Source organism: Desulfosarcina sp., from assembly GCF_046496365.1.
Lineage (GTDB): Bacteria > Desulfobacterota > Desulfobacteria > Desulfobacterales > Desulfosarcinaceae > Desulfosarcina.
This window is the reverse complement of record NZ_JAWOHB010000005.1, coordinates 1-9,777: the sequence shown is the minus strand read 5'-3', so window position 1 is coordinate 9,777 and position 9,777 is coordinate 1. Positions and strand designations below refer to the sequence as shown.

General features: G+C 56.0%; 6 protein-coding genes. 2 read left to right on the top strand and 4 right to left on the bottom strand.

Annotation, left to right across the window (positions count from 1 at the left end; genetic code table 11):
• Positions 1-928, top strand: a 928-nt coding sequence (locus tag R6V78_RS00170) for an NAD-binding protein (RefSeq protein WP_410287293.1), incomplete at its 5' end; no start/stop codon positions are given.
• A gap of 198 nt (positions 929-1,126) precedes the next feature.
• Here R6V78_RS00170 and R6V78_RS00165 read toward each other — a convergent pair.
• From R6V78_RS00165 to R6V78_RS00150, 4 genes are all read right to left on the bottom strand, one after another.
• Positions 1,127-4,285, bottom strand: coding sequence for an efflux RND transporter permease subunit (locus tag R6V78_RS00165; protein WP_410287292.1), 3,159 nt, complete (start codon positions 4,283-4,285; stop codon positions 1,127-1,129).
• A 4-nt stretch (positions 4,286-4,289) separates the two neighbouring features.
• Entirely contained in the window at positions 4,290-5,480 is a 1,191-nt protein-coding gene (locus tag R6V78_RS00160) for an efflux RND transporter periplasmic adaptor subunit (protein WP_410287291.1), read from the bottom strand.
• Entirely contained in the window at positions 5,477-6,904 is a 1,428-nt protein-coding gene (locus R6V78_RS00155; protein ID WP_410287290.1) for an efflux transporter outer membrane subunit, read from the bottom strand. The genes R6V78_RS00160 and R6V78_RS00155 overlap by 4 nt, the downstream gene beginning before the upstream one ends.
• Before the next feature lie 158 nt (positions 6,905-7,062).
• A complete protein-coding gene (locus tag R6V78_RS00150; protein ID WP_410287289.1) occupies positions 7,063-7,548 on the bottom strand; it encodes a hypothetical protein in 486 nt (161 codons plus the stop codon).
• 616 nt (positions 7,549-8,164) lie between these two features.
• Here R6V78_RS00150 and R6V78_RS00145 point away from each other — a divergent pair.
• Complete coding sequence (locus tag R6V78_RS00145) at positions 8,165-8,716, top strand: YbhB/YbcL family Raf kinase inhibitor-like protein (protein WP_410287288.1); 552 nt, start codon at positions 8,165-8,167, stop codon at positions 8,714-8,716.
• Positions 8,717-9,777 lie beyond the last annotated feature (1,061 nt).

Genomic DNA, 9,777 nt, shown 5'->3' with positions numbered 1-9,777 from the left:
GTCCAGTGAGGTAGCCGCTAGCCTGTTCGGATTTAAAGAGCTCTTCCTTGTGTTTTTTTTCCTGAGCATAGGGCTTTCCGGCTCACTAAGCCTGAAGGCCATTGGGGCTTCCCTCATTTTTTTAATTTTATTGCCCGTCAAAACCGCTGTCTTTTTTCTGCTTCTCACACGCTTCAAGCTGCGGGTCCGTACAGCAGTGCTCTCGTCCTTAAGTCTTTCAAGCTACAGCGAGTTCGGCCTCATTGTCTGTGCACTGGCGGCGAACAACGGATGGATCGCCACGGAATGGCTCATCGTGACGGCCCTATCGGTATCTTTTAGCTATGTGCTGGCGGCCCCCGTGAACAAAGCATCCAATGTGATCCATCTCAAACTGCAGGAACGGTTAACGGTTTTTGAAACCAAGCAACGCCATCCCGACGATCGACTTATGGACCCTGGCCCTGTCAGCCTGGCTATTTTCGGCATGGGAAAGCTCGGCACCAGCGTCTACGATTTTCTTCGTTCAAAACATGGTGATATTGTCGTCGGGCTGGATTTCGATGACAAAGTCATTGCCAGGCAACAGACAGCTGGCAGAAATGTAATCTATGGCGATGCCACCGATGCCGATCTCTGGGAACGCGGCAGAGCCAGAGCCAGAGAAAAAGGGCGACAGGACAGAATAACCACAGTGATCCTCTGCATGCCCAACCATCAGGCGAACCTGTATGCTGTCAAACAATTGCAGGAGAGCGGCTTCACCGGCAAGGTGGCGGCCATTGCCATGTACGCCGATGAAGTTGAGAACCTGAAAAAGGAAGGCGTGCACGCTGCATTTAATTTCTATGCCGAAGCCGGAGCCGGTTTTGCCAGGCATGTGGACGATTTTTTGATCGGCCCGGAAACCCCGTACTCTCCCAGAAACCTGGAATCAGCAGCTACCTGAATTCGAGTTTTCTGAAGGAACCGCTTCCCCTGATGGTGATTTACCAGACCGTGGCAATCGAACCTGGCGGGCGCGTTTTTTTCGCGAGAATGTTTACAATAGAGACAAAGCCATCGCAAACGGCCTGGCTTAACCGTTTAAATTTCATCCGACGGCCATGTAGATCGACGTCATACCAGCGAAGGTGATTTACCGCATTCATTTCAAAATGCTGCGCTGCTCTTGCGGCTGCTGCTCCGTCCGGGCATTCCGCGGCTTCCACAATCGCATGCCGATCTTCTGGATGACGAAAAAAAAGACCGGTACGAAGAAGATCGTTAAAAAGGTGGCGGTCAGCATGCCGCCGAAAACCGCCGTGCCCAGGCTCTGGCGGCTGGCGGCGCCGGCGCCCGCGGCCACCAGCAAGGGAAAGGTTCCCAGAACGAACGACAGGGACGTCATCAGTATGGGACGATAGCGCAGCAGCGCTGCTTCGGAGGCCGCACTGTCGGGCGACATGCCCGATTCCTGCTTTTCCTTGGCGAACTCGACGATCAGAATGGCATTCTTGGAGGCCAGGGCGATCAGCAGCACAATGCCGATCTGCGTGTAGATATTGACATCCATCGCGCGTATCATGAGCGCGGCCACGGTGCCGGTCAGGGCCAGCGGGACCGAGAGCAGGATGGCCAGGGAGGTGGACCAGCTCTCATACTGGGCGCAAAGAATCAGGTAGACAAAGACGATGGCCAGCGCGAAAATGACCATCGGGTTGCCCGCGGCGCGCTCCTGGAAGGACATTCCGGTCCACTCGAAGCCCATGGCCGGCGACAGTGTGGCATTGGCCATGACTTCCATGGCGTCCAGGCTCTGGCCCGAGCTGAAGCCCGGGGCGGCGCTGCCGTTGACCGCCGCCGCCGGATAGAGGTTGTAACGCGTGATGATCTGGGGGCCCATTATCGTTTGGACGTCCACCAGTGTGCTCAGCGGCACCATCCGCCCCGCGGCATTGCGCACTTCCAGCCGCTGAATATCCTCCCGGGCGGCGCGATAACGCGCGTCGGCCTGGATGTTGACCTGGTAGGTCCGCCCGAATCGATTGAAATCGTTAATGTAGGACGATCCTAGATAGGCCTGCAGGGCCTGAAATATTTCCGACAACGGTATTTCCAGGGCTTTGGCCTTGGTGCGGTCGATATCGGCATACAATTGCGGCACATTGGCGCGAAAGGTGCTGTAAACGCCGGTCAGGGCCTCCTGGGCGTTGGCGTCCCGCGACAGTTCGCCGGCCAGCTGTTCCAGGGCTGCCAGGCCGGCGCCGCCCCGGTCCTGCAGCATCATCTGAAATCCGCCGGATACCCCCAACCCGGTGATGGCCGGCGGCAGAAACGCAAATACGGCGGCCTCGGGCACGCTTTGGGTGGCGGCACTGAGTCTGGCAAAAACAGACTTCAATTGGAGTTCCTCTGTTTGACGGAGCTCAAATTCATCAAAAATGATCCAGAATGCGGCGCTGTTGGAAGCCTGGGCGGCGTCCATCAGGGAGTAGCCCGGAATAGCGACCACCGACCGGATCCCGGGTATGGCGCGGATAGCGGCTTCCAGCTTGCGGGTGACGGACAGCGTCCGCTCGTAGGAAGCGGCGTCGGGAAGCTGGGCGCTCACCATGGCATAGCCCTGATCCTCGGTGGGCAGAAAGCCCGTGGGCATCGCGGTAAAGCCAAAGTAGGCGGCCGCGCTGATGCCGGCGAACAAAACCATGACGACGGCCGCCATGCGTAGGCACTTGGCCAATATCAGGCCATAGGCCCTTTTGCTGCGGTCGAAAGCCCACTCGAACCCTCGAAAGAAAATATTCTTCCTCTTCTGTGAGGCGGGCCGCAGCAGCAGGGCGCACAGGGCCGGGCTCATGGTCAGGGCGTTGATGGAACTGAACACGGTGGCTGCCGAGATGGTCAGGGCGAACTGCCGGTAGAGCTGACCGGTGACACCGCCCAGAAAGGCTGTAGGCACAAAAACCGCCAGGAGCACCAGGGTGGTGGCCACGACTGCCCCGCTGACCTCCTGCATGGCTTTGATAGCCGCTTCACGCGGTTTGAGGCCGAACTCGTCGATATTGCGGGCCGTGTTTTCCACCACCACGATGGCATCGTCCACCACGATGCCGATGGCCAGCACCAGGCCGAACAGGGTCAGCATGTTCAGAGAGAACCCCAATGCTCCCATGATGATAAAGGTGCCCACCAGCGATACCGGGATGGCCACCGCCGGAACCAGGGAAGCCCGCCAGTCCTGCAGAAAAATATAGATGGTCAAAATAACCAGGACCATGGCGATGAACAAGGTGACAACGACTTCATCGATGGAGGCCTGCACGAACAGGGTGGTGTCAAAGGGAATTTCGTACGCCAGGCCCAGGGGAAACGCGGTTTTCAGTTGCGCCATTTTGGCGCGGATGGCCGCGGCCAGTTCGATGGCATTGGCACCGGGAAGCTGATAGATTCCCAGAATGGCCGTGGGCCGGCCGTCGAGCAATCCGTTCAAGCCGTAGGTTTTGGAACCCAGCTCGATCGTGGCTACATCTTTCAGGCGCGTGATGCGCTGGTTTTCGCCGGTTTTGATGACAATGTTTTCAAACTGGCTCACATCTTCCAAACGCCCCAGGGTGTTGACCACGTACTGGAAATCCTGACCGGAGGGGGCCGGCGGCTGGCCGATCTGACCGGCGGCGACCTGCGTGTTCTGCTCCTGGATGGCGCGCAGCACATCCCCGGTGGTCAAGGCGCGGGCTTTGAGCAGGGTGGGATCGAGCCAGATCCGCATGCTGTAATCGCCGGCGCCGAAGGTGAAAACCTCGGAGACTCCCGGTATCCGCGACAGCTCGTCCTTGATACGCAGTGTGGCGAAATTGCTCAGGAACAGGTCGTCCAGGCTGTTATCCGGAGAGGTCAGCGCGATCATCATGACCATGCTGGTGGATTTTTTCTTGGTGGTCACGCCGATGCGCTTGACTTCCTCGGGCAGCTTGGGGAGCGCGATGGCCACCCGGTTCTGAACCAGCACCGTGGCCATGTCCATATCCGTCCCCACATTGAAGGTGACGGTCAGGCTGTAGACCCCATTGTTGGAGCAGGTACCGGACATATAGATCATGCCTTCCACGCCGTTGACTTCCTGTTCGATGGGAGCGGCCACGGTTTCCGACAGCACCCGGGCGTTGGCCCCCGGGTAGGTGGCCGATACCTGGACCGTAGGCGGCGTGATTTCAGGATATTGGGCTACTGGCAGGTTCCCGAGGGTCACCATGCCGGCGATCACGATCACAATGGAAATGACCGACGCGAAAATGGGGCGTTGAATAAAGAACCGGCTGAACATCGGGTTACTCCTTGGGTGTGTCGTCTGCCGAAAAAACGGCTGGATCGGCCGGTTTTGGATCGACCCGGACTCCGGGGCGGGCGCGCTGCAGGCCGTCGATGATCAAGCGGTCCTGCGGTTCGATGCCGCTGACGATTTCGCGCAGGCCGTTAAACAGATTCCCGGTTTTTACCGACCGGTACACCACCTCGTTCTGCGGGTCGACCACCAGCGCATAGCGCCCCTGCTGATCGTAGCCCAGGGCCCTCTCCGGCACCAGCAACCCTTTGCGCGGCCCGCCGGCGGGCACCCGGATGCGCGCAAAGAGGCCGCCGACCAACTGGCCCTTGGGGTTGTCGAAAACGCCCCGCACCTGGATGGTCCCGGTGCTCTCATCCACACGGTTCTCCAGAAAATCGATGCGCCCTTTGTGAGGATAACCGGCCTCACCGTGAACGCCCAACTGAACAGCTGTAACGGGTTTCGGTTCCGGGGACGCGCCGGCGGGGCGCATCAGATAGGTCAGCAGTTCGCGTTCGCTGATGGTGAAATAGGCCAGGATGGGGTCCTCGCGAACCATGGTGGTCAGCAATGTCTTGTCGCCGGCGGCGCCGACCAGATTACCGGTGTCCACCAGGTTGCGTCCGGTCCGCCCGCTGATCGGCGCCTTGATCCGCGTGTAGGACAGGTTGAGTTTCGCGGTTTCCGATTCGGCCTGGGCGGCGGCCACCGCGGCACGCGTTTTTTCCAGGCCCGCCCGCGCTTCCAGGACCTCCAGCTCGCTGATGGCCCGGTCTTTGTAGGCGTTTTCCTTGCGCTTCAGTGTGGTCTCGGCCAGTCTGGCTTCGGCCTGCCGCACCCGGACAATGGCTTCAGCCTGGTTGACAAGCGCCTGAAATGGTTCGGGGTCGATGACAAACAGCAGATCGCCTTGCGCAACGCGGCTGCCGGGCGTAAAGGCCACCTGCTGCAGGTAACCTTCCACGCGCGCCCGGATCTCGACGTATTCATAAGGTGCGGTGGTTCCGGTAAATTCGGCGTAATCGGTGACCGTTTCGATTGTCGGGCCGGATACGATCACCACGGGTGGCGGCAGTGGCCTGAGGGTTTTGTCTTCGGACTGGCACCCGGACAGCAGGACCAGGCCGATCAGCAACCATACCCATACCGGAATGCAGCGCCCGCGCGGGCCCGTCTGTCTGCTGAAGTGTATCATGATGTGCCTCCTGCGGTTTCAATTTCGTCCGGATTCCATCCCCCGCCCAGCGCTTTGTACAGGCGCACCACATTGACCGCCGCCTGGCCCTGGGCGGCCGCCACCTGGTTTTCGAAATCGAACAGGGCCCGCTGGGAATCCACCACGCTCTGAAAGCCGATCAGACCGTCGCGATACAGCGCGGTCGCCAACTGGAGGGATCGGCGGGCCGCCGCGGCCGAGCGTTCCTGGGCTTCATACTGGATGCGCTGCTCGATAAAGGCGGTCAGGGCGTTTTCCACTTCGTTCAAAGCTTCCAGAACGGTGCGTTCGTAGACCAGCAGTACCTGTTCCGTGCGGGCATCCTCCACCTTGATCTGATTGCGCACGCGGCCTCCGTCAAACAAATTCCAGCGCAGTGAAGGCCCCAATGAAAATCCCAGGCTGTCGCGTGAAAACAGATTGGCGGAGTTGATGGCACCAAGCCCCAGTGAACCGTTGAGGGAAAGGGTCGGATACAGATCGGCGGTGGCCACCCCTATGCGGGCGGTCTGAGCGGCCAGCTGGCGTTCGGCCCTGCGGATGTCGGGACGCTGACGCAGCAGGTTGGCCGGAACGCCGACGGCGACGTCGGCGGGCGGCAGCGGTATGGGCCGCACCGGGTTGAGTTTTTCGGCCAATGTTCCGGGTTGTTTTCCAAGCAGCACGGCAATGGTGTTGATCGACTGGTTCAGTTCGATGCGCAGGGGCGGCAGCCGGGATTCGCTGGCGGCCAGAACCTGCTCGGCCTGGGCCACATCCAGGTCGGTGGCCAGGCCGTGGCTTAAACGTTTGCGGGTCAGATCCAGAACGGTTTCCTGGGAGCGGATATTGCCGTTGGCGGCAATCAGGCGCGCCTGCAGTGTCCGGATGCTCAAATAAGTGCGGGCGACTTCGGCATACAACGTGATCATCACGTCCGTGCGGTCCTCTTGTATCGCCGCAAGGTCGGCGCCGGCGGCCTCGATGCTGCGGCTGACGCGACCGAACAGATCGATTTCCCAACCGGCGTCCAGGCCGGTGGAAAAACGGGTCTGGGTGCTGTTTGCCGGTGCGGTTCTTTCCCGCACAGCGGCTCCCTGAACCCCGACAACCGGCGCCATCTGCCCGGACACCACACCCAGCCGGGCCCGTGCTTCATTGACGCGGGCGATCGCGATGCGCAGGTCCAGGCTGCCTTGGGCGGCCATCCCGATCAGATCGGTGAGCATCGGGTCATCGAAAACCACCCACCACTGTTTAACGTCGGCTGGAACCGGTTTCAGGGCCGGGTCGCCCAGTTCAAGGTAAGATTCAGGCATTTCGGGCTCGGGCGGGACATAGTCTGGGCCGACAGTGGTGCATGCTGCCAGCAGCAGGGATGCCATAGCCACCGCACTAGCGATTGATAGAATAAAGGAGCGCATACCACTTTCTCCGGATAATGGTAATTGTTAATTTCGATGAGAAAACTACTATATCTGGAATTTTGGTGCTGCTTGGAGGCTATATTCGATTTGATGAAAATAGACAACATCTCAGATGCCCATTTTGAGCACAATCAGGAAGGGGATCATGTTTTTGATTATTTGGGAAGGGCTTCAGGCGCACTCACTATGTTTTTTATGCATTCAGCGGTTTCGAGAAGTTCGGAGAGCAAAATTGTGTTGAAATCCCGCAGAAAATGTTCGTCCACGGCTTCGGAAATGGTCACCTCCCCGCGCGGATACTTGACAATCCATCCCTTTTCCACAAGTTTATCGATTTTCCGCCTGACTGTTTCGCGCGGAATACCGGTGGCTTCGCTGATGGAAAAGGCATTGGTGGGTTCGAGTTTTGCAAACTTTTCCTTACGGGTTAACAGTTTGTCCCGGATATAGGCGCATTGCCCGTTGCGCGAATAAAATTTGAAGATATTGTGATGGGCTATTTCGCCGAGCACCACGGGCAAAAGGAGATCACCGTCGAATTCATGGTAAAGCCGGTTAAGGTAACGCAGAAAAAAGTGCCCCATGACTACGGCGACTATGTTTTTGTTCGCATTGTATAGCTCTTTATCAAAAAGTTCCATATGACCTGATTGCTTTTTTTCAGTATAGCCCATTTTAATACATTGAAAAACAATTTCTTATCAAAAGGTTCCAGATCAGGGGATCTTCATGCACATTAACGATCAGTTATCGAGCGAGATTATTGAGTTGGGACCCTGAAAAGATGCCATTTTATGCGGAAGGGCAAAATCGGGATAGTAGGCCACGGTTTGTTGCAGGCCGGGCAGCGGAAACGGACCAATGCCACATGCTCGGGCTGCACCATCATATCGTCGATGATCAAAAAAGGGCGCTCCCGATAGGTGTGGATCTTGAAGTGGCGCGCCGCAAGACCGCATTTGACACGCTCCGGCAGGTTATACGAAGTGATTTGGTTCTTTTCGACTTGCGCCTGATATGCTTTAATAGCTTGCACTGTCGCTGTAAGCGGTATGGGGGGATCCTTTCTGTTGGGTTTTGGTCGCAACCTTCCCATTTACCCGGAGGGATCCCACCTTTCAATTGGCGGGCTCGTCTTTTCTTCATGTTTGCCGGGGCGGGGTAGCCCGGAAAGTTGACTGCGAAGAGGGATACGAACCGGCAGGCTATCAGATCTCAGCGGGAACGTAGTGTTGCAAGATACCGGGATAGCTTATTTTGAGACTTTCTAAATCAATTTTTCTGGGACTCAGCATATTCTATGGTATTTCAATGCTATATGCAAAGGAGGCAAAAAATATGATGGAGTTAACATCGCCAAGTTTTGAAAACCAGAAAGGGATTCCTAAACAATTCACATGTCAAGGAGAAGATATATCCCCTGGATTAAAATGGTCTGGTATACCTGATGGTACAAAGAGTTTGGTATTGATCGTAGACGATCCTGATGCTCCTGATCCTGCTAATCCAAGAATGACCTGGGTTCATTGGGTTCTTTACAATATTCCAGCAACGGCTACCTCTTTGTCTGAAGGAATTAAAGATACGGAATTACCAAATGGAACACTTCAAGGTTTGAATGACTGGAAACGAACAGGCTACGGTGGTCCATGCCCACCAATAGGCCAGCACCGGTATTTTCATAAGCTGTATGCGTTGGATATTGTACTCACTGACCTTGGCCAACCAACAAAGGCAGAACTTGAGAAAGCTATGGAAGGCCGTATTATTTCAAAGGCTGAGTTGATTGGCTTGTATCAAAAGAAGTAGTTGAATAAAAACGAGGGAAGTTTGACGTGCAAGTGGGCGACGACGGGCAGGCAGGCGCCATAAGGGGCGATCCGAGTACCCCCGAAGTGCGAAGTGGACCACACGGCGATGGACTCCGGCTCCGAACTCAGTTATAAAAACCTGGTTTCCCGGCTTGGTCTGTTCCTTGGAATTGGATATCGCGCCCACTAGGCTCAAGGGGCTTAGGCAGAGCCATTCAGAAGATGAAAAAGCGGTCAGGAACCTTTCATGGATGGTCCATGCTTACCTCAACCCCCCCGAATCATGGCGATGACGAAGAGAAACAGCAGGGCTACCGGATACATCAGGGCGACAACGCGGCCACGTTTCCATGCACCTGACGATAGTCATTCGACCCATCGGTGATGGGTAGCTTTTGCATGAACTCCGCTGAGGCTCTGAAACAGGCCAATTGAGGCTTGGTGTTTTCATCAGAATGGATCGGTTCTGAAGCTGACAATTCTCATCCCAATTTCAATTTGCCATCATCGTTTGCTGCCCATAACACCCAACAGACCTTAAAAACGTTATATATAACCACTTGGTTACATATGACCTTTTTGTATGGCGGTTAATGACTGCCCCGAAAGTGTTTTTTACACAAATTGTTCTTGAAAATCAAAATATTGGGTGGCTCCGCCTGAATGTGGGAAACCTGGCACAAAAACTGAACTATAAAAGGCAGTACTAAAATAAATCGCCCGGAAAAAGTGTTCCGGGAACGACAAAAAAAGACAACAACGTAAAGGGAGGAATTTGCCATGAGTACGACAGGTCTCATCATTCTCATCTTAGTGTTGCTTTTAGTTTTCGGCGGAGGCGGTTTCTGGTGGAATAGACGACGGTAGGTGTTGTTTCATCCTGACACTTTATATTGGTGACTGGCGGCTATGGAGGCCGCCTTTTGCGTGATTAAACGACTATAAGGGGGACGATGATACCGGCCGCATATAATCTCTTTCCCGTATGGCCAGTGTGAAGACTGCAGTTTCAAAGTTTTAATCAACAGGACATCCTCCGCCACGTCGACGGTATATCAG